General features: G+C 35.6%; 21 protein-coding genes. 9 read left to right on the forward strand and 12 right to left on the reverse strand.

Features of this window, described 5'->3' with window-relative positions:
- Nucleotides 1-16: 16 nt before the first annotated feature.
- Nucleotides 17-178 carry a hypothetical protein gene (locus F6K06_RS25855; RefSeq protein ID WP_287278827.1) on the reverse strand — a complete coding sequence of 54 codons (162 nt, stop codon included), beginning with the start codon at nt 176-178 and terminating at the stop codon, nt 17-19.
- 504 nt (nt 179-682) lie between these two features.
- On the opposite strand from F6K06_RS25855, the gene F6K06_RS25860 reads away from it, so the two are divergent.
- From F6K06_RS25860 to F6K06_RS25870, 3 genes are all read left to right on the forward strand, one after another.
- On the forward strand, nt 683-1,024 hold the full coding sequence (locus F6K06_RS25860) for a hypothetical protein (RefSeq protein WP_287243523.1): 342 nt from the start codon (nt 683-685) through the stop codon (nt 1,022-1,024).
- 627 nt (nt 1,025-1,651) lie between these two features.
- Nucleotides 1,652-2,899 carry a hypothetical protein gene (locus tag F6K06_RS25865; protein ID WP_287243525.1) on the forward strand — a complete coding sequence of 416 codons (1,248 nt, stop codon included), beginning with the start codon at nt 1,652-1,654 and terminating at the stop codon, nt 2,897-2,899.
- Nucleotides 2,900-3,123: 224 nt separating this feature from the next.
- Nucleotides 3,124-3,510, forward strand: coding sequence for a hypothetical protein (locus tag F6K06_RS25870; RefSeq protein ID WP_287243526.1), 387 nt, complete (start codon nt 3,124-3,126; stop codon nt 3,508-3,510).
- A gap of 129 nt (nt 3,511-3,639) precedes the next feature.
- Here the strand turns inward: F6K06_RS25870 and F6K06_RS25875 are convergent, their stop codons facing one another.
- The 3 genes from F6K06_RS25875 to rbfA all read right to left on the reverse strand — a co-directional run bounded on the left by F6K06_RS25875 (nt 3,640) and on the right by rbfA (nt 6,430).
- Nucleotides 3,640-3,864, reverse strand: a complete 225-nt coding sequence (locus tag F6K06_RS25875) for a DUF4327 family protein (RefSeq protein WP_124147504.1) — start codon at nt 3,862-3,864, stop codon at nt 3,640-3,642.
- A 314-nt stretch (nt 3,865-4,178) separates the two neighbouring features.
- Nucleotides 4,179-5,783 (reverse strand): glycoside hydrolase family 3 N-terminal domain-containing protein, encoded by a 1,605-nt coding sequence (locus F6K06_RS25880; RefSeq protein ID WP_287243529.1) that lies wholly within the window; start codon nt 5,781-5,783, stop codon nt 4,179-4,181.
- Between the two features lie 215 nt (nt 5,784-5,998).
- On the reverse strand, nt 5,999-6,430 hold the full coding sequence (rbfA, locus tag F6K06_RS25885) for a 30S ribosome-binding factor RbfA (RefSeq protein ID WP_124147502.1): 432 nt from the start codon (nt 6,428-6,430) through the stop codon (nt 5,999-6,001).
- Nucleotides 6,431-7,015: 585 nt separating this feature from the next.
- On the opposite strand from rbfA, the gene sipA reads away from it, so the two are divergent.
- Nucleotides 7,016-7,315 (forward strand): regulatory protein SipA, encoded by a 300-nt coding sequence (gene sipA, locus F6K06_RS25890; protein WP_287243531.1) that lies wholly within the window; start codon nt 7,016-7,018, stop codon nt 7,313-7,315.
- A 2-nt stretch (nt 7,316-7,317) separates the two neighbouring features.
- On the opposite strand, the gene F6K06_RS25895 is transcribed toward sipA, so the two are convergent.
- A complete protein-coding gene (locus F6K06_RS25895) occupies nt 7,318-7,857 on the reverse strand; it encodes an alpha/beta hydrolase (RefSeq protein ID WP_124147500.1) in 540 nt (179 codons plus the stop codon).
- Between the two features lie 1,213 nt (nt 7,858-9,070).
- On the opposite strand from F6K06_RS25895, the gene F6K06_RS25900 reads away from it, so the two are divergent.
- A complete protein-coding gene (locus F6K06_RS25900) occupies nt 9,071-9,889 on the forward strand; it encodes a S1C family serine protease (RefSeq protein ID WP_240039188.1) in 819 nt (272 codons plus the stop codon).
- A gap of 116 nt (nt 9,890-10,005) precedes the next feature.
- Here F6K06_RS25900 and F6K06_RS25905 read toward each other — a convergent pair whose 3' ends face one another.
- The 3 genes from F6K06_RS25905 to F6K06_RS25915 form a co-directional block, all read right to left on the reverse strand.
- Nucleotides 10,006-10,350: a hypothetical protein gene (locus F6K06_RS25905; protein ID WP_124147498.1), complete on the reverse strand. Its 345-nt coding sequence runs from the start codon at nt 10,348-10,350 to the stop codon at nt 10,006-10,008.
- A gap of 404 nt (nt 10,351-10,754) precedes the next feature.
- Complete coding sequence (locus tag F6K06_RS25910; protein ID WP_124147497.1) at nt 10,755-11,333, reverse strand: COP23 domain-containing protein; 579 nt, start codon at nt 11,331-11,333, stop codon at nt 10,755-10,757.
- Nucleotides 11,334-11,921: 588 nt separating this feature from the next.
- Complete coding sequence (locus tag F6K06_RS25915; protein ID WP_124147496.1) at nt 11,922-12,668, reverse strand: creatininase family protein; 747 nt, start codon at nt 12,666-12,668, stop codon at nt 11,922-11,924.
- A gap of 952 nt (nt 12,669-13,620) precedes the next feature.
- On the opposite strand from F6K06_RS25915, the gene F6K06_RS25920 reads away from it, so the two are divergent.
- Nucleotides 13,621-13,800 carry a hypothetical protein gene (locus F6K06_RS25920; protein ID WP_205127684.1) on the forward strand — a complete coding sequence of 60 codons (180 nt, stop codon included), beginning with the start codon at nt 13,621-13,623 and terminating at the stop codon, nt 13,798-13,800.
- A gap of 83 nt (nt 13,801-13,883) precedes the next feature.
- On the forward strand, nt 13,884-14,624 hold the full coding sequence (locus F6K06_RS25925; RefSeq protein WP_287243534.1) for a winged helix-turn-helix domain-containing protein: 741 nt from the start codon (nt 13,884-13,886) through the stop codon (nt 14,622-14,624).
- Nucleotides 14,625-14,727: 103 nt separating this feature from the next.
- On the opposite strand, the gene F6K06_RS25930 is transcribed toward F6K06_RS25925, so the two are convergent.
- Nucleotides 14,728-15,735, reverse strand: a complete 1,008-nt coding sequence (locus tag F6K06_RS25930; RefSeq protein WP_287243536.1) for a transposase — start codon at nt 15,733-15,735, stop codon at nt 14,728-14,730.
- On the opposite strand from F6K06_RS25930, the gene F6K06_RS25935 reads away from it, so the two are divergent.
- On the forward strand, nt 15,723-16,208 hold the full coding sequence (locus F6K06_RS25935; protein ID WP_287243538.1) for a hypothetical protein: 486 nt from the start codon (nt 15,723-15,725) through the stop codon (nt 16,206-16,208). The two genes, F6K06_RS25930 and F6K06_RS25935, sit on opposite strands and share 13 nt — an antisense overlap.
- Before the next feature lie 214 nt (nt 16,209-16,422).
- Here F6K06_RS25935 and F6K06_RS25940 read toward each other — a convergent pair whose 3' ends face one another.
- A complete protein-coding gene (locus F6K06_RS25940) occupies nt 16,423-17,733 on the reverse strand; it encodes an exonuclease SbcCD subunit D (RefSeq protein WP_287243540.1) in 1,311 nt (436 codons plus the stop codon).
- A gap of 1,808 nt (nt 17,734-19,541) precedes the next feature.
- On the opposite strand from F6K06_RS25940, the gene F6K06_RS25945 reads away from it, so the two are divergent.
- Entirely contained in the window at nt 19,542-21,287 is a 1,746-nt protein-coding gene (locus F6K06_RS25945; protein ID WP_287243542.1) for a Na/Pi cotransporter family protein, read from the forward strand.
- A 967-nt stretch (nt 21,288-22,254) separates the two neighbouring features.
- On the opposite strand, the gene F6K06_RS25950 is transcribed toward F6K06_RS25945, so the two are convergent.
- The gene (locus F6K06_RS25950; RefSeq protein WP_124146374.1) at nt 22,255-23,883 is read right to left on the reverse strand and encodes a peptide chain release factor 3; all 1,629 of its coding nucleotides are present in this window, start codon (nt 23,881-23,883) and stop codon (nt 22,255-22,257) included.
- 596 nt (nt 23,884-24,479) lie between these two features.
- Nucleotides 24,480-24,608 (reverse strand): hypothetical protein, encoded by a 129-nt coding sequence (locus tag F6K06_RS25955; RefSeq protein ID WP_275670419.1) that lies wholly within the window; start codon nt 24,606-24,608, stop codon nt 24,480-24,482.
- Nucleotides 24,609-24,628 lie beyond the last annotated feature (20 nt).

Consider the following 24,628-nt stretch of genomic DNA (forward strand, 5'->3'; position numbering starts at 1 on the left):
GCCTACTGATGATTTGTCAAGTGCTTGAAGAGTAGCGATCGCGGTAGCGTTGCGTAGCAATATCGCTCCGGGCAATTATTTTTCTTCCTCCTCTATTATACACAAACGATGCTACCGGACATGATATGATACTATGTGCGGATGATTGATAGTCCTGCATGGTAATGGTAGGATACATATTTTTTAATTTATCCCACACTCCTCATCTCCCCATCTCCCACACTCCCCATCCCCCCATCCCCCCAAACTCCCGGTGCTTCCTTTACCATTACTATGCACCACCACCGATGATTAAGTACAATAAAAATATTTGACTGAAGCGATATTGAATGAATATCCCAAATTTTTGCTCCGTTTCCACTGTTCCTTATTGAATTTACACCTACGACCTACCATCTAAGAACTTTATTATGACTAATTAAGCGTACATTATATTACAGGTACTTGTGGATAGAGATATTTAAGTTTCATTGAATACTTTACTTTTTTTGTAAAGATTTTATAGATGTAGAAAAAAAATTTATAGTATGTTAGGAAATCCCTAAATTAACTAAACTTGTGATGGCAATTAGAGTATAATATCTAGGCTTAAATAAGTGAACAATTTTAATTGCCTGATTTCAGGCTGAGGTTTTATGGTAAAGTTTATTATTAATAATAGTATATATTTATTGAATTTGCTATGTTTGCTCCTAAACTAACTTTGAATATGGTGGAAGGGTCTATATCTTTTGATTTTAGTCCTGAAGCTGCAAAGAATTTACAAAGTGTGATCGTTCAATTAATGCAACAATTAAAAACTGCTGCTGGTAGTCCAGGAAAATTAACTCCACAGAAACCTATGGAATATCAGTATACAGGAGATGTCTTTTTAGAAATATTTTGCAATCCTAATATTTGGCCTAGTCCTTTTGCCGCTAAAGTTTTGATTACTTTACGAGATGAGCGAATTCGGATTACTACTGAAGCTGAACTTACTAGGCTTAATGAGGATATTAGTCAATATTTAGAGCAAGTAGGCTGAAAATGTTCAACTTTAGAAAATATACCAAATATCTAGCAAATAAATAATATTATGTTCCCTTGAGTAGTTATGATTGAGATAGTAGAAGAGTAGGTACAATAGTAGAGATGTAGCCTTGAAGTTAGAAGATACGTTTTTTCATCAGGCGCTGATCCGGACATGATATAAGTATTTTGTCAAACTTTTGTAGAGACTTTCCATGGAAAGTCCCTGCACTATCTTTTGAAGATATATAGCAGGAAACAGGGAATAGGCAACAGCGGTGCGACCCCGCGGGGTGCTACAGACAGCAAGAGGTAGAGGGATGGCGTTTGCGTTAGCGTTTGCGCAGCATGACCATAGCAAAGCTCCTCTGAAAGAGGCAGCGACTCTATCAAGAGCGGGTCTCCTTGCCATATCCATGAGACCAAGATAGGGAATGCGCACTCCTGCGAGGCAAAAGTGGGAAAAGCATTTCCCTATCTAAGGTTCATCATCAGTATATATTCTAACTAACTCATTCCTTGCTATACATAATAGACTTGTCGCGAAATAAGAAAAATCTAACTTCATCTTTTGTTCAAATTACAGTTTTCTTCTAGTCTTAATATTAAGATTAATTATCACATTAATCCAGATAGGTCAAAAATGGAGTTAATCACAAATAGCAATGTGCATTGTCAGTATCAACTTTCAAAATTTGATAGCAAAATGGGAATTTGGCCATATTATGGTGTAATAAATTGGTATAAGCATCAAGTAGATTCTCATAGATTAAAAATAGCAATTCAACAAATAGTAGATAGTGTGCCAATTTTAGGAGGGAGATTGGTAAAAAAATTGTTTTCTCCATTAAAAGTTGTATGTAACCCACAAAAATCTGGCATAGGTTTTATCTATATTGATATAGACGAACAGGAAATAAATATTGATAATTTATTAGATGCAAAAACTTATGTAAAAAATGAATTCAATATTCCCAAAAATTCTTCAGATGCTATTAATAAAGATACTCCATTAGTGTATGTGATTTTGAATAATAATCAAGATTATTGTGGCATAACTCTGCTTATAAATCATCTCATAGCAGATGGTGGAACATATTTTAAATTATTAGAATATCTTTCTCAAGCTTATGAAGACCCAGAATATGTTCCTAAATCTGAACCATTATTTACAATAGACTTTAATCAAATAGATGATTTTATTGCTGCAAGTTTTAAAAAGTTATCATGGAAAGAAAAACTTTTAAGTTCAACATCTTTTATTGTTTTTATCTTGAACAGTTTTCTTCAAAATAAGAATAATTGGAGTTATCTTGAATGTATCTTAACAAAAGAAAAGTTAGACCTAATTAAGAGGAGAAATCAAAATCTGTCAAACGAAGAAAGTGCTTATAGTACAAACGATGCTTTATTTGAATTTTTATCAGTTGTTCCTATTAAACGATTTATTTTTCCTTGCAACCTAAGATATAGAAATGTTGGTATACCTGAAAATTATTTAGGAAATGCTGAAGCTTTCGTCTCAGATTTAACTAAACTAGAAAACAATTATATGTTAAAACATACTGATGTGAGAAAATCAGTCAATCAACTTCCAGGAATATACAGTTTTTTACCCACTTTTAATGGCAAGTACATGGGTCATAATTCATGGGTTAAATTACAAAACTATTTACCTGGTTTTGGTGGTAAGTTAATTATGCAAAAGCTGTTTGAATTTGATGACCTACCAAAAGATATATTATCATTTGCTTGTAAAGGTTCAGCAATATACAGATTGACAAAAAATGAATATTTATTGATATATATCAATTTAAAAAATGTTGTTTCCCAAGTTGAAAAGAAGTTAATAAATTTGGGTGTAGAAGAGATTATTATTAAAACATCATAATTAAGTAGATAATAATCACAAATTGAAGCTATATCAATTAGGTTTTAAATCCAAATTACAAGTGATCAGAATAAAAATATCTAGACTCGCCCATCTAGAAAATATCATCAAACAACTTTCCACTTGCTTCTAGCTTAGTTATATTACCAATATACCAATATAAGTTTGTTTCTCATCTGCAGCGATCGAGAAATGTCCATTTCATGCTCAATTAACTTACCATTATGAATCCGGATAATCTGACTCAACTACTACAAAAAGGATTTCGTGTCACCTTGGGGGCTACATCCTTTTTTATAGAAACTGTGCAAGACTCTAGTAAGCGAGATGAAAATTTGAATAAATTAAGTACTGATTTCAATCAACTTACTGAGGAATGGGCTGATAGAGGAGAGATGACTGAACAAGAAGCCAGGAACTTTGTTGATACAATTTTGAATCAACAAAATAGTCAGGTCAATACTGATAGTACAACGGCTTCTTCAAGTCCTACTTCTACTTCTGGTTTTGTGTCATCAGACGTACAAGAAGATTTGCTGGAGCTAACTCAAGAAATCGCCGGTCTACGAGCTGATTTACAGAAACTTCAGGAGTCAAACTCTCAAAACTGATAATACATCACATACCTCTATTTGGATGAATCTTATCCATTTATCTAGGGATTAAAAAGTCTTTATAAATTAGGATAAATTACAAAACCTAACCCAGCTAATAGTCCAATTTAGCTGAGTTAGTTTTTTTTAGTCGTTTTCCCATTTTTCGTTGCCTATTAGGTCAGCAATTCGGTCTCTAAGTAGAAAGTTACATTTTTCCAATTCACCTTCTACACAAGCCCATTCTCTGACAGGAATGTATTGGCAGAGAGTATAAATAGGTTGCTGACGTCCAAGAACTCCTTTTTGTACAAGTTCTTTTGCTTCATCCCTGATGATGTCTAAAGAATATTGAACTGTGGTGTAAGTCATAGTCACCCTTTTTTTTAGCGTAGTTTGAGTAATTTTTGGCGCTATTAATAATATAGAACAAAAATCCGGATTATGAATGTTAATTTTTTCAGTATACAGAGTTACAATTTGTTATGTTCTTTTGATAAGAATTCTAAAAGTCATAGAACCAAAACATTTCTTTTACTGTTGGTCTAAATTGCAACTATGTACTATGAAATACGATCTACAAAGTCACTAATTGAGGATTTCTCTACCCTCCTGACCTCAAACAATCGTCTCCGAATATCATTTTAATGTTTTTTTGTCAATAGTCAGGCGAGTTTTATTAGATTTTAGAGAAATACTTGTAAATTTGTAAATCTTTGAAATAAAAGCTTTAAAGCGATCGCTTGGGCTTGTGGCATTTGTCCATAGCAAAATACATAAGGTATATCTGATGACAGTTCAGGTAAAAACTGTTTCAATGTATACTGACTACCGTATATGATCAGACCCTGTAATTCACCATTTATTAATAATTTCTTAATTAAATCTTGGGATGCTTGTGTTAGACTAGCTATTTTACTAAACGCACTACCACGAATAAATAGTTGTAGTAAAGTCAAATGATTGGGGGTAAGAGCTTCTGGGATTTCTGAATTAATGTCAATAATTTGTAGTTGGTAACCAAATTGTCTGGGGAGAGCTACTGCTGGAGTATAATTCCCTAAAAAAGCACTGTTGAGTATATCATCTACAAAAACTAAATTGCGTAAATGCTTGACATTTGGTTTTGGTGGGAGATAACTTCCTCCTACTTGCAGAGAATCATGCAAAATCTTAGTTACAGTTTCTTGTGCCAGTGATTGAGATAATTTCTCAACTAAATAGTATGTAGAGGCTGAGAAATCTTCTGACCTTTCCTCATTTCCTGGTTGCCAGGTTGGATAAACTTTAGTTTTAACTTGCCAAATTCTTTGCAAAGATTCATCAATTCGTGATTCAGAAATACGACCTTGGCTAACTGCATTACAAACAGCATTAATAGTAACCTCTGGATCTAAAGGCATTAGTAAAATATCTGCACCAGCTTCTACAGCTAAAACCGAAGCCTCTGCCAAACCATAACGATTAGCGATCGCCCCCATAACCAAAGCATCGGTCACCACTAATCCATTAAAACCCAATTTTTGGCGCAACTGACCTGTGACAATTTTATGGGACAGAGTTGCAGGTAGTTCCGAGTCCCAAGCAGGAATCAACAAATGGGCACTCATAACAGAATCCACTCCAGCAGCGATCGCCTCTACAAAGGGAAGCAATTCAATTTCTGCCAGTCTACTTTCTGAGTGGGGTAAAACAGGCAATTCAAAATGAGAATCAACCGTAGTATCCCCATGACCAGGAAAATGTTTAGCAGTAGTCAAAACTGGATATTGTTGAGTCCCTCGAATAAAAGCTGTTGCCAGTTGACCCACTAATTCGGTCGTTTCTCCAAAAGCACGAATATTAATCACTGGGTTGCCAGGATTATTATTCACGTCCACCACTGGAGCTAAAATCCAATTTAAACCAATTGCCACAGATTCTTGAGCCGTAATAGTCCCCATAGTTTCAGCATACTCTATAGCTTTTTTGGGGTTTGTTTGAGCAATAGCAGCGATCGCCATTGGTGGAGGAAACCAAGTTGCTCCGGCGAACCTTTGACCTACTCCTTCCTCAATATCAGCAGCCAAAAGTAGGGGAATTTTTGCCCAAGACTGAAGCTGTTGGATGCGAGTTGCCAAGTCTATAGCACTCCCATCCACAAAAATTACTCCTCCAACACCCAAGTCTTGCAGCCAATATTTGAGCTTATTGGTGGGAGGTTCCCAGTCTGGATAACGAATTTGATTGTCAAATAGGTTGCCGGAAGCTCTAACTACAACCATCTGAGCAACTTTTTCTGCTAAATTCATAGTTTAGTGATCGGGATTTTAGGAATGGGTAATTAACAGCCTTCTCCTGACGCAGACGTTGTGCGAAAAGCTGGAAGTCAGTCATCAGGAGGACCGAGTCAGTAGAATGTTTTGGCTTTTCTCCGATAACCTGGCTCCTGATACCGAAGCTTTATGGGGTATAAATTCCCATCCAATTGATTCTGTCTCCTGTCTTCTGTCTCCTGACTCCTTCTTCAATCTATTCCGTCTGAAGTAAGTTTTTCTATATTCTGAGAATCTGATTCTGTAGGATTTTCCGTTGCCTGTTGTTGACGTTCTTCAGAAAGCTGGTTTAAAAGTGATATAATTTGAGTCCCACGTTCTAGAGAGCGGTCTTCGACAAAGATAACTTCTGGAGTCCGACGCAGACGTATCCTATGACCCAATTCGCTGCGAACATAGCCAGTAGCAGATTTTAGACCTTCCATAGTTTGGAATCTTACTTCCTCAGAACCATAGATACTAACAAATATTTTAGCGTGTTGTAAATCTCCAGAAATATCTACATCTGTGATGCTGACCATACCAATACCTACACGGTCATCTTTGATACCATGGAGCAACATCTGGCTGACTTCCCGCTTGATTAATGAAGCAACCCGGGAAATGCGGCGATCTGTAGCCATGATAATTACCCCCTACAATTTGATACTTAACTATACTATTCTAATACTTCCGATAAATTTATGTAAACTTATGGCAGCTTTGTAGAATGAAGTTGGTTAATACCCAGGCTGTAATTTTTTGATTTTGAACTTTTTTTTCATAACTAAGTGTTAGAGTAGTCATTAGTGAGGACATTGCATCCAATATTTCTACAAGGCAAAGGAAGTAGGATTATTTGTCAAATTTGATCTTAATTCTCAATATGTTAGAAATTAGGCAAAACGTTACATATACTTAAGTTTTAACTATAGTGGCACACTATGTATAAGGTTAATGTGTAATATCATGTCCGGATAATAGCGTGATAAAAAACCTTTTCCCTTCTAACCTTTTCTTTCCTTCTGCCTCCTGCCTCCTGCCTTCTGCCTTACCTCCTCCAAAGTGTTAAGTATTCAACCGGACATGATATAACTACACCGATAGAATAGAACTGTTTTATGGGTTTTTAATTACTACTAATTTAGAACCTCTTTGTATCTTGATGGTGTAAATTTTTATCATACACTTATCTGCAAACCACTATATTTATTTGGGGGTATTTAGAAATGGAGAAAGAATTTTCTATTGGTCAGAAAGTAAGGTTAGCTATTCAACCACCATACATCAAAACTGCTGAATCAATGCCGATATTACGTCCCCCTGATATTGTACGTTTGGGTGAAGTAGGAACTGTTTTGAGTCACAAACCAGGAAATTATTGGGCTGTTCGTTTTGAGAAAGGAGCATTTCTCATAGATAGTCAATATATAGAAGCTGCGACAGTTGATGCTGAAACTGCCCAGCCACATCATAATCATCATATTGAAGAAGATACTGCTAAAATAAGTCCACCTTCAGAATCGTAGACTTATCTGAGAAGTTCTTCAAGATTACCAATAGTTCCCTTTACTTTGTCTACGATTTCATTGATTTTACCTACGTCTATGTGCATTTCTTCGGTAGGATATTTTTCTAGAACTTCCAGGACTGATATTCGATTGTCATCTGCTGCTGCTAAGATTATGGAAGAACGTAAGGCTTTGTCGCTTTCGTAATTGTGTCTGGTCTGAACTACTTCCGCAATACCTTTGGTTACATTTTGGCCAAGGTTACTATAAAGCACTTTGGCTAAGTTACTAACATTAGCTCCCACTTCTAATGTCATTAAGCCACGAACTGTATTAGGATTAATTTTCGATATTCCGAGAGCTTGGGAAATTGTTTTGGTAGTTTTGCCTGTTTCTGCAAATACTCGCAGATCCTTGACTTTGATTGATGCTGTTATTGGGCCAACCAGCTTGATTACTATTTTTTGTGTGGCGATCGCGCTTTGACTGGAGAATATAACTCCAGCGATCGCTCCTAAGATAATTAATGGACTACGAGATAGCATATTTGGTAATTGCATATTTAGTTTTCAATTATATTTGAATCTAAGCAATTGAATACACATTTATGAATAATTTGTCAATCTATAGTATGATTTTTAATTCTCATATCCGCTCTTTGTTTTAATTAAGATATTTTTATAGGTTTCATATTAATAATCATTGATTCTATCGGGGGATAGTTGTCTTTTTCTGGGATGAATTTTGACGATTTTTTACTTGGCAAAAGTCTTGACTTGATTTTGAATAAAATTCAATTTATTATAGCTGTATTTAATTATTGCTCTGCTGATTAAATCTAAAAGTCTTTATAGATAAAGGTAAGTGCCTTTTTAAGTATCAAAAAGTTCGAGGTTTTAAGTGGTAATTGTTCAATTAGGAGCGAATTTTGGTCAAGATTTGGGCAGAAAAATTAAGGGACAAAACTTAGCTCCTACCTCCTCGCTCATTCCCATTTCTCCCCTCCTGGGAGGGGTTAGGGGTGGGTTGTCTCCTGTCTCCTACCTCTACTAAAATACTTTCCATACGCAAACCCTAATTATTGCTCTGCTGATTAAATATCAAAGCATTGACTGATATTGGTTTGCTGCCTTTTTTTGCCTTTAAAAAGTGCAAGCTTTTCGGTCTAAAGAGCTGCATAAAGCTAGTATTTTGGGATGATTATGGCAGAAAAATCACTCTGACAATTTTTACGACTACCTCCTCTATAATTTCCATTTCTCCTATCTCCTGTCTCCTGTCTCCTGTCTCCTGTCTCCTAGCTTTACTAAAAGACTTTCCATACGCAAACCCTAATTAAGCGATCGCTTCTACTTAACTTTTAATGAGAATATTTTTTGATAATCACTACATATAATTTTCATTAAAACCCAAATAAAGGCCTAGCAGAAAAATTTGGCAATTTTTTATTCTGATAATGTGTGTTTGTTACCGCTATAGTGTAGAATACCGAATCAGTTCCTCACAGTCATTTTGGCTTAATAAATTGAACTTAAGCTATGACTATATTACTAAGTTATTTGTGACTGGGCTGAACTTAATCAATATATATACCTATTTTTGATTTAAGTAATTAATTAAATTACTAACAACCATTCATGTGTTGAAAAAATCAGAAGCGGTCTCTGGCACTAACCAATATGGGAGAGAGTCACCACACTTTCAAATTTATGGAAATAGATTGGGTGGTAGTAGTGGAATTTAAGTATTTTTTTTGAGAAAGTTTTAATAATTATGAATAATAAATCAATATTCAAGTTGAGTAGTCAAATTTTGGGAGCTTCACTATTTTGTCTGGCCACATTTGTACCTAGTGCTTACTCTCAAACCAGTGTAGAAAACTCAGCTTATTATACAAAACCCAGTGAAGTAGATTCACAACAATTTCCATCATTAGTATCTAATATTGCCCAACAAGTCACTGTGAGAATTTTTACAGACAACAGTGCTGGTTCTGGAGTAATTATTAAACGACAAGGTAATACCTACACCGTTGTTACTAATCATCATGTAATTGAGAATAACTCTCATAAACTTTACCCAATTATGAGTGGAGATGGGATGACTCATCAAGCCACCCTAATTTCATCTCCTCAAATGGGTAATTTGGACGTAGCATTATTGCAATTTACTAGTGATCGCCCTTATCAAGTTGTAGAAATTGCCAACAGTAATGTACTTTCAGTAGGAGAAACTGTTATTGCAGCAGGTTTTCCCAATTGGCATCAACCAGACTCCTTAGAAATGAGTAGTACCCGTGCTTGGGGTAGTCGTGCTTTTCAGTTAACTTTAGGAGCTGTAGAAATGTTACCCAGTCGCACCCTCAGCCAAGGATATCAATTAGGTTATACCAATGATATTAAAAGTGGCATGAGTGGTGGACCGATTTTAAACAATAAAGGTCAGTTAATTGGTATTAACGGGCGCTCAAAATATCCCATCGCTGGAATTGGAGCATTTAATTTTGTAGATGGCTCTCAACCATCTGTCGAGCAGTTCAAAAAAATGGAATCTCTAAGTTGGGGTATTCCAGTTTATAGAATTATCAATTAATTAGGGCCGGATGGCAGAAATAACTAACCAGTTACAAAATCCTAAAAGCCTTACTAATCAATACTTTTAACTTTTGACTTTTGACTTCCGCATAGTGGCACTAAAAGCTCAAACTCCTAAAAGTCTACAGACAAAGAATCCCACTTTTCATCAAACCATTGTTTCTCACTTTTCCATTTCGGGTCTCTACTTTTATGCATTTGGAGGTTAATGCTATTCGTGACATCATCTAGTGTACTTCTAGATAATCCATGTCTACCTCTAGTAGTAGATTCTTGAGTTAAACTCGTACTTCTATCCTTGGGCAAACTATTAGCACTGGTACTCAACAATTGTTCTGAGGAACCTGTAACATTTATGACTGACTTTTCTTGAGCTTTTGTGGGAGTAGCACTTAAGCTAACAGCACAAAACATTGTTAATGTTGCAGTAAATAAAGTCTTAGTAGTTGTAACTTTCATTTTTTTTCCTCTTGACAATTGATTGAGATACTTTAGGTAAACAAATTAACGCTAATGCGCTCTTTTATTATCCCATAATTAACTACTTTTTTAGAGGCTACTTAATTTTAGAAAGTATAATTTTGAGAATGAAATTAGAAATTAGTTAATAAAGTAGTTAAAACAGACACAAACTTAGAGAAAACTAAGCCATTAGTGCCTGAGAATATCGTCTACAGATTTTGATTGGATATTTCCTATTTATTATAGTTTTAATTTAGAAGAGAAACTTATTTTCAACTAGCCTTTTCTCAACATTATCCAATCTAAATAGTTCAGCAACTAGATAGTTCAGAAATAAGGAATGAAGAGGGAAAATTTATTTGCTTACTTATCCCCTCAACATCTCTACTAAAACCATTTACTTATTCGTAGATAGGTTCGTCACTAGCAGTACCTTGTCCGAAATCCTTAAATTGAGTGATAATCTCTTCTGATTTCTCACGATTTCCTGGCTTTAATGTGAATACTACATTATCGAAGCTAGGCTCTTCTTCTGGAGAAACATAAACTACTTGCTCATAGTTTACAACTCCAATGTTGCTGATATCTGCAAAAGTTTCCATTCCCAGGGCATAAGCAAGGTTAGTTAGACGAGTGCTAACAGATTGACAACGACGGTCAGGAGTATAAGCACCTTTGGGATGGTCGGAAGAGAGAGTTGCAGTCCACACAATCATTGGTTTAGAGGAGACTTGAATAACTTCTCGTTTGACTAGGGGATATCCGCCTAAAAGTCCAGGCTCACTTGTATCCCGTGTTTCACGAACTATTTGAGGAACAGTAGCATATTGATTTTCTGCAGCGTTAACTGAAACACAAGTAAATACTACTTTGTCAGTAGTTTCTAATTGTTCTGCTTTGGCTTCTGATTGAGGTATGAAACCCCAGAGACCAACGGTTGCTAAGATACCTACTAGGGAAACTTTTAATTGGTTGTTCACAATCTTGACCTCTGAAACTTAATATCTACATTTGGTAGAGAAGTTATTTGTTTTTTCTCCATACTTTTACATTAGAGGAACTGCTTATTCTTGTCAGTAAGAATAAAGTAATCTTTCAAAACATACTTTTTAGGTAAGAAGTGATAAAAAAGTAATATTATTAGCTTTTTGTCTATTATTTTACTGATTTTATGTATCGGTTTTGCTAGATAGAATTGATTGGTTTATGAGTTCCATATTAACTCAAATTTCAGTTTTTGCAACCCTTAATATCTAAATTTAGATCGTAATTTAAACTAGGTAAAGATTTGAAGTAGAAAATTATATAGATTAAATGTACTTTAAGTTAAGGGAACAGGGAATAGGGAATAGGGAACAGGGAAAGATGATAAATATCTTTTCTCAAAAGGAATTGGTATAATAAGATTTTCATCTTGGTGGGTTACATCTGTGGCGGGTAAGATGCCCGCACTACAAAGACTTTATCATTAATATATGTACCTCATATACCTGCAATCTGCTGTAAATGCTGAAAAACTGTTCTTCCTTTTTCCTTCTTCCTTCTTTTTTCTTCCTTCTTCCTTGTTTCTAATCACTATTTACAAACTGCAAGTAAGAATTACTCAGTTCCTTTAGTGCCAACTCATAAAACTGCTTACCATGTTCAGGTGTAGCTAATGCAGGGTTTGAACCCATCCGACCATCTGGATATCGGTAACGAAAATTAGCAGCACCATATATTGGATAACCACTAGCTACATCCTCTGAAAGTGGTGCTACTTTAATAGCTTCTGGATAAACATATTGAGTTAAAGCTACTTCACTAGGTGTAGCGTGAGAACCTTCTCCATCGCCGTATAATTCTTTAGCTAATTTATAAACTGAGCTACACATAAACCAATTTCCTACCTTGCACTTGACCAACCCCCCATTAGCAATATTTAGATCGGCCAAATGAGCATAAGTTTCTGAGAAAGCAGCTTTCAGAGTCGCAATATTGCCTCCATGGCCATTGATAAAGAAAAATTTGGTAAACCCAGACCTAGTTAAACAAACTATATAGTCACGAATTACTTGAATCATCGTACTAGGTCGCAGACTGATTGTACCTGGGAAACCTGTATGATGTAATGCCATACCTACATTAATCGTCGGTCCGACTAATGCTCCAACTGATTCTCCCACACCTTTAGATATAACTTCTGCACAAATAGCATCTGTGCCAATCAACCCTGTTGGTCCATGTTGCTCCGTAGAACCTATTGGCAGAATAATACCTTGAGATTGACTCAAATAAGTTTCGACTTCAGACCAAGTACTTAATTGTAGTAGCATTTTTTAATTATTTATACTTTTGATATTAAATATAAGTAACAAAATTAATCTGACTTTAAATATAAATTAACCTGTTAAATATACCCTAAATTCCTCAACCTTTGACATTTCAATGGTTAAAAACTGTTCCGAAACACAAAGGGGATGTTTTATTCATACATTCCTCAACCTTTGACATTTCAATGGTTAAAAACTGTTCCGGAACACAAAGGGGATGTTTTATTCATACATTCCTCAACCTTTGACATTTCAATGGTTAAAAACTGTTCCGGAACATAAAGGGGATGTTTTATCCATAAATTTCTCAATCTTGACATTTCAATGGTTAAAAACTGTTCCGGAACATAAAGGGGATGTTTTATCCATAAATTTCTCAATCTTGACTTGACATTTCAATGGTTAAAAACTGTTCCGGAACACAAAGGGGATGTTTTATCCATAAATTTCTCAATCTTGACATTTCAATGGTTAAAAACTGTTCCGGAACACAAAAGGGATGTTTTACCCAAGTTTTTCGGTCCGGACTGCTCCGCAAACAGGTGCCTAATTAGGGCTTGCCAAATAACTCTCAAAGTATTTACTGATATTGGCTTTAGCATTTTTGGGTTGAAAAAAGTACCAGCTTTTCAGTGGCAAGAGCTGCAAAAAGCTAGTATTTTGGGATGGTTATGGCAGAAAAATTGAGGGACAATTTTTCCGACTACCTCCTCTATAATTCCCATTTCTCCTGTCTCCTACCCTCACTCATAAGACTTTTTCAGCAAACCCTAAATTATACGTACAAATTTTTCGGCTGATAGCTGATAGCTAATAGCTAATAGCTCGTTAATCTCATTAAAAAATAATTTAACCTTTTGATAACCTTAAGTTAACTTTTGTTTAACTTACTAGACATAACATAAGGACATCAAAGTTTTGTATCCAGCACAACAATGCAATATGGAAGTGGGCAATGCTTACTAACTTGATACCTATCCCAAGAAACGAACAATGGCCTGACTACAGAGCAGGCTCCGCTATTCCTACTATTAGTATAGCAATAGCAATATTTCAAAGTCAGAATGCGTTGTATAAATGGATAAAAAAACCAGTGCTTTTAGCTGTTGGATGGTTGAACATTAATTTAAGCTAATTAGCTACAAAATTAGCGATCGCCTAAATTTTCACCTCAGGCAATATTAATGATTTACTGTCAAATACACAAAAGCGATATTTATGTTTTCCCCCGATATAAGCGAAAGTCTTTTAAAGTCTGGCGTGAGAATAACTAGCAAAGTTTTGCTATTAGAATCTGAAGAGCTATTTCGGGATATGTTAGCCTTAGCTCTAGAAGAACAAAGTTGTGAAGTAGTTATTGCTCCAGACGGACGTAGTGTAATTCCTACGGTTCAGAATTATTCATCAATTCAAAGTGAACCTTCTTTCAATCTTCTAATTCTTGATTCAATTAATGGTCTAGACTTATGTCGGATGTTAAGACATCAAGGCAATTCAATACCAATTATGATTTTAGGAGCAAGAGGCAGTGCAAATAATTGTGCTTTCTATTTAGAAGCTGGAGCAGATGATTATTTAACTAAACCTTTTGGGATGCGGGAATTTATGGCTCGTTGTCGGTCTCTGATGCGTCGCCAACGTCTAGGTCAACTGCCTCAACCAATTATGCTTCAGTATAAGGATATAGTTCTTTATCCAGAAGAGTGTCGAGTAACTGTTAGAGGTCAAGAAGTGAAAATTTCTCCCAAACAATTTCGCTTACTTGAGCTATTTATGAGTTATCCACGCAGAGTTTGGTCTCGCGAGCAATTATTAGAACAAGTTTGGGGACCTGATTTTATTGGGGATAGTAAAACTGTTGATGTTCATATTCGTTGGTTACGGGAAAAATTAGAGTTAAATCCTAGTAAACCAGAGTATGTTGTTACAGTTAGAGGTTTTGGATATCGATTTGGGTGACATACTCCCGACTTTGAGACAAGCTACAAAGCGGGCTTCTCAGCGACTCTACTATGTAGACATAAACTGAGCTAACAAGGAATGCCCGGCCTCTCCAATTGATTTAGAATAGGCTCAATTGAGTACCTTTATATGATTCAAATTTGATTGGTGGTAGCAAGTCTTTAATCAATACTTTGGCCTTATTTTTAATATTAATTGCAGCATTTAAGTCTCTACCAATTGATAAATTACAGTTAGGACATTGATGCTGTCTTTGAGCCAAAGTTTTCTTGACTTTATGCCCACAATTACTACATTCATTTGACGTTCCATGAGGTTTAACTTCTACAATTAACTGACCAGCTTTTTCTGCTTTGTTAGTTAATATAGTCTTGAAGTTTCCCCAACCTGCATCATGTACAGACTTAGCTAATCTAGATTTAACCATGGCTTTGATGTTTAGCTTTTCTACTGCAATAATGTCATATTTAGATAATAAATTATTAGCAGTTTTAAAGTGAAAATCTTTTCTAGTATCAGCTACTTTTCTATGTTTCTTGGCTAATTGTTTAATTGCTTTTTGTCTACGTTTAGAACCTTTCTTTCTTCTGGACACTTTCCTTTGTGCTGACTTGAGTTTTCCTTCAGACTTTCTCAGGTATTTAGGAGCTGCAATTGATTCATTATCAGAAGTAACAAAGAAATCTATAAGACCTACATCTATACCTACCATTTCACCTCGTTTAATATCTGGTTTAATTTCAGGTACAGACTTGTCTTCTAAGCTGAAAGTGACAAAAAAACCATTAGATTTCCTAGTGACTGATACTGTTTTGATAGTAAATCCGTCTGGGATAGGTCTATGCACAATCACTTTAACATCACCAATTTTAGATAATTTGACTTTGTTATTAACAAAATGATGTTGTTTAAATTGAGGATAAGTAAATGTTTTATACTGACCTTTTCCTTTGAATCTTGGTTTACCTAATCGTTTACCATTAACATCGCCTTTTAACCATCTATCAAAAGCTAATTCAACTCTTTTTGACACTTCTTGTAAAACTTGGGAATGAATCTCTTTGTACCAAGGTCTATCTACCTTTAATTGAGTTAATGACTCAAACATTAGGTTTAAGACAATTAGAGCGGTCAAGAAATTTTCTGGATGCTCTAGAGGAAGATATTGCGTCTGCTTCTCCAGTAATGAGTACTCGAGAAATTGAAGAAATAGTTGATCAGATGCAACTCGAAATGAGAAGACAGATCTGTCAACTAGAAGTTAAAGCAGTAGATGTTGTCAGAATAGAAGAATCTCTCAGTGAAGTTTTTGAGACCGCACGACAAGGTAATTTTGAGCGTCTAGTACCGTATTGTCGAGAAAAAATTAGTCAACTTTATGAAGTTCGTTCCCGAGAAGATCGGGGATTAGTTGAAAACATTCCTTGGTGGAAAGCTGTAGCAATTGCTGCTGTAGTTGGTTTTGCTATTTTTTGGGTTATTTTACGATGTGTAAGAAGACCTAATAATTGCTGGAACACTTTTGCTACTACTGCTCAGGGGGCTGTCAAAATTGGTCAACTTATAATCGCATTCTGTTGAACACTTTAAGTTAACTCTCACAAAACAATCAATCAGTATTTACACAGATAACTCAATTAACATTTTCCGTAATGTGAAAATCTCCTTACCTATAAAGCTGCTGTGTAAGTTCTATCAGTATTTGATATAATATTTGTTTGAATACTTACACTTCAGAGGAAGGAAGGCAGAAGGCAGAGGGGAAGAAAAGGTTCAAAAGGGTAAGGTTTTTTTATCACTGATTATCCGGACATGAAATAAGTCCTACTACTCCCTGCTCCCTAAATAGACTTAACTGACTCTCTGAATTTTCTGCCGACAAATCTACTCCATCTGATAATAATTTAGCAGCAGCTTCTAACATTTCTTCCTGAATATCTTGAATATCTTCCCGACTCTCTAAATAAGTTTTTAATGCTTTTAACGGATCGATACTATTGCCTTTTGCCAATTCTGGTAAACGGGGTCTTGCTAACTGACTGACTAATTCTGGTTGAATAGTATAAGTATGTGCCTCACTTAAAGCTTGATGTAATACTCCATTTTCAATCAAATCTAACTGCTCGGAACGTAACTGATAAATCAACCGCACTACAGCATCTTTTATCTGAGTTTTACTAATAGCTTTTAACAATTCAGCTTGTGGAATTTTTGCTTCGGAAACATTAACTTTAATCGTCTGAAAATTTCGCACAGGCAAAGCACAAAATTCCCATTTAACTACACCTTTTTCTAATTCAAGCAAAACAAAACCTTTCTCTTCTTTCTCCTCACTAAAATCTACTCTTTCAATACTACCCGGATAAATAATTGGTGGATTATTAGACTTATTCAAATTTTGATGTTTATGAACATGACCCAAAGCTACATAATCAAAACAATCACGATTTAACAAAGAAACAGGAATATTAAAACCTTTACCCACAGCTAAAAAACGTTCTGCACCTAAACTCGCCCTATCTGCCATTAAATGAGCTAAAAGTACCGTTGGAATTTCTGGGTTTAATTGGCGAATTTCTGATTCTAATACTAACTTCAATTTTTCAATTAATAACTCATTAACTTTACCCATCGATAAACTTTCAGTCTCAGATTTTGTCATTAAACTAGAAGCGGTTAACCAAGGCAAAGTAATAATCTGAATAGCACCATTCTTAGTTTGAATATTGTGAGTTTCTAAGCGATCGCCTACCACAACTCCAGGCACTCCTAATGTACTATAAATACCTAAACTTGCCCCTCCTTGACCCTGGGAATGTTGGTCGTGATTTCCTACTAATAATACTGTGGGAATTTCAGCATCTACTAAACGGCGTAATTCACGAGAAAAAGCTTGTTTTATGTATGGCGCGGGAGTAGCATCTGGAAAAGCATCTCCACCAAAAATAACTAAATCAACTGGTTCAGAAATTGCTCTATCTATACAAAGTTTTAGACTAGAAATAAAGTCTTCGAGGCGAGTGTTTAAACCTGTTTCTGGGTTGATACGACCGTGGGAAAAACCACTACCAATATGAATGTCGGAAAGATGGATAATTTTAATCATTTTGTTTTATTTAGGGAGTAGGAAGTAGGGAGTAGGGAGTAGTAATTCGGGAAATAGGAAAGGCAAAACACGGATTTTTGACACGGATTCACGGATGATTAGATGGAACATTATTTATAGAACTTCTAAAGGTGTTGTTTTTCTTGATATTCTTTTCTACAATATTTTTGATTGCACTTAAAACTATACTATTGGGACTTAAACATTTTTTGGTAGGAAAAATTCGTCAAAGTCAGTCTAGACAAGGGAATTACGTCAAAGCCTTAAAAATGGCTAGAACCCTTGATAATTCAGGATTTTTGCCTTTTTGACGTGAAAGCCCCTGCCTATCTATATTTGAGCCTATTTTCTGCCTTTATTTTGTGTAAGTCCCACTATTTGTATCGTTGAATAAAAAATCATATTTATGGACGAACGACTGCATTTAAGCTTTAGAATATCACAATTTTTGTAAAAATGGTAGTGAAAATCTTTTGACCCGCTGATTTTTTAGGAGCTTTTGAGAATGAAGATAATGAAGATGCTGATGGTTTTCTAGCAAGTATCAATGGAGGTAAAGCTTTTTACCTTTAGAAGCTTCACAAGATTAAAAGATTTTTGGTATTGTTCCTGAAACAACTTTGTGTGTGAATGTATAAACAAACTTAGTTGAATAAAAAGTCATGCGTGTAGGCGAACAACTCCATCTAAGCTTTAGAATATCACAATTTTTGTAAAAATGGTAGTGAAAATCTTTTGACCCGCTGATTTTTTAGGAGCTTTTGAGAATGAAGATATTCATAATTCTGTATTGCCTAAGTTTTTAGAGATACCTTCAGAGGTTCTATATAGCCTTTCTCACGACTTGGAAGTACACCTATTTCTATTTCTATTCTATTGCCTATTCCCAGTTAAGTGTTTCCTAAAATCTAGAATTTTGTACCTTACGCTTTTTGGGAATTACTATATAAAAATTATAAATATATTTTAGTATTTTGTCTTAAAGGTTTGCTATCCAAAACCAAGAGAAAATGGGATTTGAAAATCAAACCCCTACAGTCTTTTTTTCACGAATCATTTCATCTTGCTATATAGAATTTTTCACTATTCATTGAGATACAGAATTCTAAATTTTAGGCAATACAGATTTACACCATTTGATGGCATATTCTATTAATCTTGGCGTAAGCATTCAGCCGTCAGCTATCAGCTATGAGTTATTAGCTCATTATCAGCTCAAAAGAGGAATTAGTCTCCAAAGTAGAATTAAAACTTATAAAAAAATGTCTTCAGCTAACCTTAGTAATTTCTTGAATATGTTCAAAAGCTGATAGCTGAATGCTGATAGCTGATCTTACATCTTGGCTGTCTTGTTATGAAATCAATACTAATTGGAATTCCTTCTTTGACTTGCTTAACTGTTTGATTAGCAAAAGGTGAAATATCGGTAATTTTTAATATTCCGTTTAAAGTACACTCTTTTTTATTTTGAAAGTCTAGGTCGCTACTGGCACAATCAAATAAGTAATCAACAACAATATGAATAGTTAATGCATTGATTAAATTTTGTTTGGCTTCAGAATTTGGTAGTGATCAAATTAACTTTTTAGCCTTGTTCAATTCTTTTTGATATTCAGGATAGTTGTTGAAGGTCGAAGCATTTTCTGTGTAATATAATAGTTTGGCAGCTAGATTTTCTGATGTCTCTTTTTGAACCAGTATATGAGGTATTATAGATACAGTAAAGGCACTGGGAATAATGGAATTATTTAGTATGAGAATAGTTCAGAAATTAACAATCACCATACACTGAATAACTATGACAAAGAATGACACCAACCAACTCAATTAGTCTTTTAGAATTCGGACAAATTACCGTGGGTCTCTGTGGAGGACTCGCATTCTTCTTATTTGGACTTGAACAAATGACCGAGTCCTTAAAGCAAGTGGCGGGCAAATCTATGAAGCGAATGCTCGCGAAACTGACCTCGAATCGTTGGAATGGTTTAGTGGTTGGAGCATTTATCACAGCAGTGCTTCAATCCTCCTCAGTGACGACGGTTTTGGTGGTGGGTTTTATTTCTGCCGGATTAATGACCATGCCTCAATCAATTGGGGTAATTATGGGGGCCAATATTGGCTCGACCATTACTGCTCAGATTATTGCCTTTAAAATTACTCGCTCGGCTCTATTGCTTTTTGCCATTGGCTTTGTCTTGCAACTAATTTCCCAGCGAAGATACTCTCGCCAGTATGGTTTGCTGTTGATGGGATTGGGTCTGATGTTTTATGGCATGGAGTTAATGAAGATTGCCACCAGTCCCCTACAAACCTATCCACCTTTTATTAGCTTGATGCAGCAGGTAGAAAATCCTTTACTGGGGATTACCATTGCCACGGTGTTTACTGCTTTAGTACAAAGTTCTGCTGTTACCACAGGCTTGGTGATTGTTTTGGCAAGTCAAGGCTTATTGAATCTCGAAGCTGGAATTGCCCTGGTGTTTGGTGCAAATATTGGTACTTGCATTACGGCAATGTTGGCGACGATCGGCAAACCTTCAGAAGCGGTTCAGGCAGCGATCGCTCATGTTTTATTTAATATCTTGGGTGTTCTGCTTTGGGTTGGGTTGATTAATCAGTTAGCGGATACAGTACGTTGGCTGACACCTGTTTCATCTTCCCTCGAAGGTATGTCCAAGCTAGCAATGGAAACCCCACGCCAAATTGCTAATGCTCATACTTTATTTAATGTGGCCAATGCTTTCATTTTTATTGGGTTTGCTCCCCTGTTGGCCAAGTTGGTGCAACAGTTGGTGCCCGCTAAATATCCGGCAGTTTGGCCAAGGCAACCCAAATTTCTCGATCAGATGTTGCTGACTACTCCCACCTTGGCCTTAGATCGGGTTCGTTTAGAGTTAGGGCAAGTAGGAGACATTGCTCTGAAGATGGTGCGCGGTTGTCTGCCAGTGGTGGAGGGTGGCACCAGTGATGAGGTGGCAGCACTACGAGCAATGGATGATGAGGTCGATCGACTTTATGGGGCAATTGTAACTTACCTTGGTCAGTTGAGTCTGGAAACCTTAGTGACCCAACAATCTGAACTTTTGTCTATGTACCTGAAGATTGCCAACTATATTGAAAATATCGGGGATACTATTGAGACTAATATGATTGAAATTGGCAATCATCGGCTACACCATGAGCTTCAGTTTAGTGATGCTACCCAAACGGTTTTAAAGTCTCTGCATGAGGAAGTTTGTTTTGCTGTAGACCAGGCGCTCAAATCAGTAGTTTCCTCTGATCCGCAGTTAGCTGCCCAGGTGGTGGCAATGAAACCCCAAATTAACGAGTTGGCTAGCCAAGCACATACTCATCTAGCTATGCGTTTAACTGCTGACCAACCGAATCGGTTGGTTGCGTTTGGCCTTGAATCAGATTTTATTGAGTATTTGAAACGAGTATATTATTTTGCCAAACGGATTGCCAAACTTATGAGAGAAATTGATCTGGAAATGCAGGGAGATACAATCAAAAATGTGATTGATAATTCTACCAAAGAGGGGTTAAATTTTTAATATTTCACTTCCTGAAAATTACTCTATCCTCACCAAACAAAATCATACTTTCCCCGACCCTGACCTCAGAATCTAAACCACTACCCGAAATCTCAACCTCCGGAGCAATACCATTTTGCACAATCATCACTTAATTTTTGTCTAGAAAATTCTGCAATTCCTACAGTTAGTAAACATATAGTTGATAGAATAATAATTTTTTTTCGTTTCATTGTTAATTATTGGCAATATTTGAGTAAATCTATAACCCGTTTAAATCATTTGTAAAATAACTTTCCTTGCATCAAAGGCGTTGCAGCTCTATTGATTTTGAAGAAGCTATATTATCTTAATTTAGCAATCTTGCTGTTGTAATAACCGTTAACGAAGTCAGAAGTCAGAAGTCAGAAGTTAACCCACCCCTAACCCCTCCCAGGAGGGGAGGGGAAGTAGGGGATTTGAGCAACTCTCCAAAAATATTTCGCCTTAAAAGGCGGGGTTGCACGACCCATATTATTTTGATAAAAAAAAGATTTTTACAGTCTATTATAGGGAGTTAGACCGTACAGCTATAGGTTTGGTAAAATCACATAAACTAACTCTATTAGTTTGACCTCAGACTCACCATCGAGTGCTTCAGGGAATGAAATGACTATTGCGGTATTCACAACAGAGAGCAGAAATTAGTTTGACCTCAGATTTACCATGAGTGCTTCAGGGGATGAATCAACTATTGTGATATTCAATTCCTTATTTCTGATTACTTTTTCCCTCCTTCATTGAATTATTTCAACAAAATTGAAAATAGGTAGCTATCTATCAAAAATCAAGTTGAAAATTCCCTTTGAAATTTAAGCTTTTCTGACTTCTGACTTGTGGCTTCTAACTTCTGACTGAAAATTGAAAATAGATAGCTATCTATCAAAAATCAAGTTGAAAATTCCCTTTGAAATTTAAGCTCTTCTGACTTCTGACTTCCTCCTTCTACTCACAAAGACTCAGGTTCCTGACCAGAAACAACTGGCGCAGTAGTATTCAAATTTAACTCTGGATGCTCAGATTCTACCTGTTGACAATTCCACTCATTTTTGAACAACAAAACAGGTCGTCCCCAGCTATCTTTTACCGCCACAGTGTTAAATAACCTACCAACTTTTTTGAGTACATCCCAACCAGAATTAACCCAACGTGCCACAGTAAAAGGCAACATTTCCAAATTAGTTTCAACTCCATATTCATTTTGCATTCGGAACTGAACAACCTCTAATTGAAGTTGCCCAACAGCAGCCAAAATAGGGTCTCTTTTTGCCTCATCTGCAGAGTACATAATTTGTACAGCACCTTCCTCTCGTAACTCATTAACTCCTTTCCGAAATTGCTTAAACTTAGAAGGATTAGGATTTCTTAAATAAGCAAATATTTCTGGTGAAAAACAAGGGATACCTTCATACTCTAATTTTTTGCCATTATAAATAGTATCTCCAATAGCAAATACCCCTGGATTATTTAAACCAATTATATCTCCTGGATAAGCAATTTCAATAGAGTCTCTATCTTGAGCAAATAACTTTTGCGGGCGAGACAATCGAACTGTTTTACCTGTTCTAGCATGACTAACAGTCATATCTTTTTCAAATCTTCCCGTGCAAACCCGAATAAAAGCCACCCTATCTCGGTGTTTATGGTCCATATTAGCCTGCAATTTAAACACAAATCCAGTGAAATTTGGATAAGTAGGAGAAACTTCACCTACCGTACTTTTATGAATACCCGGTTTTAGAGCATATTCCAAAAAAGCATCTAAGAATAATTGCACCCCAAAATTAGTCATAGCACTGCCAAAAAATACAGGAGTCATTTCACCTTTATGTATCTCTTCTAAATCTAAATCTGAACCTAATTCTTCCAGCAATTCTATATCTTCTTTAAGTTGATAATAAAGGTCTTGCTCCAGTAATTCTTCGATGCGAGGATCGCCCAAATTTACTACCGTATTTCTTGCAGCTTTACTACCATGAACGCTACGCTCAAACAAATGAATTTGTTCCTTTCTCCTATCAAAAACTCCCTTGAAGCGATCGCCCATACCTATAGGCCAATTTACAGGATATGTTTTTAAACCTAATTCCTTTTCTATTTCATCCAAGAGTTCTAAAGGTTCTCGCCCTGGTCTATCCATCTTATTAAAAAATGTAAAAATGGGAAGCTTTCGCATTTTACATACTTCAAATAATTTACGAGTTTGAGGTTCTAAACCTTTAGCAGAATCTTCTAACATTACAGCGTTGTCTGCTGCAGCTAAAGTTCTATATGTATCTTCGCTGAAATCTTGGTGACCGGGAGTATCTAACAGATTAATTTGACAGTTTTGATATTCAAATTGTAAAACTGTTGAGGTAATAGAAATACCCCGTTGTTGTTCCATTTCCATCCAGTCAGAGGTAGCATGACGCTGCGCTCTTTTAGCCTTTACTGCACCAGCTTCGTGAATAGCACCTCCATACAACAAAAGTTTTTCTGTAAGAGTAGTTTTACCCGCATCAGGATGGGAAATAATCGCAAAGTTACGCCGTTTATCCACGGCTGTTTGCAATTCTGTTTCAATTTCAATGGACATTATTTAGTTTAACTCCTAAAATAGGCAACAATTAATCATATTATATATTTATCTATACTATAGCAATCAGAAATCATTTGTAAAAAATATACAGGATATATCAAAACTCTGAAACTTTTACTTCTATTCCTTGTTGCCTGTGCCCTAAATTAAAAGATCTTTTTCACAACTGAAATAGGATTGCTATATAATATTTTATCTATTTATAATTATCATATAATCCGCACTAAAACTACTATATATATCACTTTAAAATCAAAAACAAATAAATAGAATAAAGCTAATATTAAACAAGTTAAAACTCAATAATTAAATAATTTATGAAGAGAGGCAAGTTATATGGAATTCTTATCAAATATTTGGAGTACATGAAACTATATTCCTCACGGACATTATTATCTTTGGCAATCAGGATTAGTATGACTATCAGATTTATTCATTATCTTAGCTTACTTTTCAATCCCTATTTCTTTAATTTATTTCATTCAGAAGTGACAGAATGTGCCTTATCCAAAAATATTTGTTTTGTTTAGTGCATTTATTGTTCCCTATGGAATGACCTACTGAATGGCAATTTGGACTCTCTGACATCTCACCTATTGGCTATCGGGTATATTTAAAGCAATAACTGCGGGAATATCAGTATTCACAGCAGGAACTTTAATACCATTAATATCCAAGTTATTAGAACTTTCTAGCCCTAAAAAACTAAAGGCAATTAACAATAAGTTCAGGACTTATGCAA

The sequence above is a fragment of the Okeania sp. SIO1H4 genome (assembly GCF_010672695.1).
Classification (GTDB): domain Bacteria; phylum Cyanobacteriota; class Cyanobacteriia; order Cyanobacteriales; family Microcoleaceae; genus Okeania; species Okeania hirsuta.

What these genes read in the sequence shown, in the direction of transcription:
- F6K06_RS25855 (WP_287278827.1), bottom strand. Translation starts at nt 178, where the DNA reads ATGTATCCTACCATTACCATGCAGGACTATCAATCATCCGCACATAGT.
- F6K06_RS25860 (WP_287243523.1), top strand. Translation starts at nt 683, where the DNA reads ATGTTTGCTCCTAAACTAACTTTGAATATGGTGGAAGGGTCTATATCT.
- F6K06_RS25865 (WP_287243525.1), top strand. Translation starts at nt 1,652, where the DNA reads ATGGAGTTAATCACAAATAGCAATGTGCATTGTCAGTATCAACTTTCA.
- F6K06_RS25870 (WP_287243526.1), top strand. Translation starts at nt 3,124, where the DNA reads ATGAATCCGGATAATCTGACTCAACTACTACAAAAAGGATTTCGTGTC.
- F6K06_RS25875 (WP_124147504.1), bottom strand. Translation starts at nt 3,864, where the DNA reads ATGACTTACACCACAGTTCAATATTCTTTAGACATCATCAGGGATGAA.
- F6K06_RS25880 (WP_287243529.1), bottom strand. Translation starts at nt 5,783, where the DNA reads ATGAATTTAGCAGAAAAAGTTGCTCAGATGGTTGTAGTTAGAGCTTCC.
- rbfA (WP_124147502.1), bottom strand. Translation starts at nt 6,430, where the DNA reads ATGGCTACAGATCGCCGCATTTCCCGGGTTGCTTCATTAATCAAGCGG.
- sipA (WP_287243531.1), top strand. Translation starts at nt 7,016, where the DNA reads ATGGAGAAAGAATTTTCTATTGGTCAGAAAGTAAGGTTAGCTATTCAA.
- F6K06_RS25895 (WP_124147500.1), bottom strand. Translation starts at nt 7,857, where the DNA reads ATGCAATTACCAAATATGCTATCTCGTAGTCCATTAATTATCTTAGGA.
- F6K06_RS25900 (WP_240039188.1), top strand. Translation starts at nt 9,071, where the DNA reads ATGAATAATAAATCAATATTCAAGTTGAGTAGTCAAATTTTGGGAGCT.
- F6K06_RS25905 (WP_124147498.1), bottom strand. Translation starts at nt 10,350, where the DNA reads ATGAAAGTTACAACTACTAAGACTTTATTTACTGCAACATTAACAATG.
- F6K06_RS25915 (WP_124147496.1), bottom strand. Translation starts at nt 12,668, where the DNA reads ATGCTACTACAATTAAGTACTTGGTCTGAAGTCGAAACTTATTTGAGT.
- F6K06_RS25920 (WP_205127684.1), top strand. Translation starts at nt 13,621, where the DNA reads ATGCTTACTAACTTGATACCTATCCCAAGAAACGAACAATGGCCTGAC.
- F6K06_RS25925 (WP_287243534.1), top strand. Translation starts at nt 13,884, where the DNA reads ATGTTTTCCCCCGATATAAGCGAAAGTCTTTTAAAGTCTGGCGTGAGA.
- F6K06_RS25935 (WP_287243538.1), top strand. Translation starts at nt 15,723, where the DNA reads ATGACTCAAACATTAGGTTTAAGACAATTAGAGCGGTCAAGAAATTTT.
- F6K06_RS25930 (WP_287243536.1), bottom strand. Translation starts at nt 15,735, where the DNA reads ATGTTTGAGTCATTAACTCAATTAAAGGTAGATAGACCTTGGTACAAA.
- F6K06_RS25940 (WP_287243540.1), bottom strand. Translation starts at nt 17,733, where the DNA reads ATGATTAAAATTATCCATCTTTCCGACATTCATATTGGTAGTGGTTTT.
- F6K06_RS25945 (WP_287243542.1), top strand. Translation starts at nt 19,542, where the DNA reads ATGACACCAACCAACTCAATTAGTCTTTTAGAATTCGGACAAATTACC.
- F6K06_RS25950 (WP_124146374.1), bottom strand. Translation starts at nt 23,883, where the DNA reads ATGTCCATTGAAATTGAAACAGAATTGCAAACAGCCGTGGATAAACGG.